The sequence below is a fragment of the Holospora elegans E1 genome (genome assembly GCF_000648275.1).
In the GTDB taxonomy this organism is placed as follows: Bacteria; Pseudomonadota; Alphaproteobacteria; order Holosporales; family Holosporaceae; genus Holospora; species Holospora undulata_A.
On the sequence record NZ_BAUP01000137.1, the window covers coordinates 1 to 638 of the forward strand.

The 638-nt window shown below is 38.1% G+C and carries 1 protein-coding gene and 1 pseudogene; both read right to left on the reverse strand.

All coding sequences use genetic code 11. The annotated features are described in order from the left end of the window. Positions 1–89: 89 nt before the first annotated feature. A complete protein-coding gene (locus HE1_RS05575; protein WP_035545596.1) occupies positions 90–404 on the reverse strand; it encodes an IS1 transposase in 315 nt (104 codons plus the stop codon). A gap of 61 nt (positions 405–465) precedes the next feature. Then, positions 466–638 (reverse strand): annotated as a pseudogene (locus HE1_RS09815) (helix-turn-helix domain-containing protein).

The following is a 638-nucleotide window of genomic DNA, read 5'->3' on the forward strand; positions in this document are numbered from 1 at the left end:
TTTTAACCAAAGATATTGAGATTAATTCTCGAAGTGTTATTAACGTGAAGTGCCGCAAAAATACGCAGTGTTACCTCTAGCATTTCAAGTTATCGTGTGTTTGCAAGAGTTTTTCGACGAAATCTTGCAAACCAATGGCGGTGTTGAGTGTTATTTTGTTTAATACAAAACGTTTTATCTTTTCCCTGAAAGAGGCGGGGGGCTTGGAATAATTTTATTAAAACCTGCCCAATGATCTCTGCAATAAAATAATAATCGTTCAAAAAGTCGTTTGAATGTTTGACTCGAGAGATCAGCAAATTCCCAATAGATGAACCGTTTTCCAGCACGATCATAGGATTTAGAAATATAAGCTTTAAAAATCCAAATTTTTTGCTTCTTTTTTTTAATAATGAAAAATTCATCGACTTCCTTGACAATACCTTTGTCTTCTGGGGATGGCTCAGTTTTGGCGCATAGACTTGATTATAAGGTGCCCGCCCACTTCAAAACAGCGCTCGCGCTGACACCAAAAGCTGAGAAATTCGGTTCATTGAAAAGCCGCTTGCGTATAAAACGAGGCCTTGGAGCTTGTCTTTTTCGGGCGCACCTCGTGAAATTTTTTTCACATTTTTTACATTTGTACCGCTTTCCCCCAT

Coding starts and splice junctions, on each gene's coding strand:
- HE1_RS05575 (WP_035545596.1), bottom strand. CDS start 404: ATGAATTTTTCATTATTAAAAAAAAGAAGCAAAAAATTTGGATTTTTA.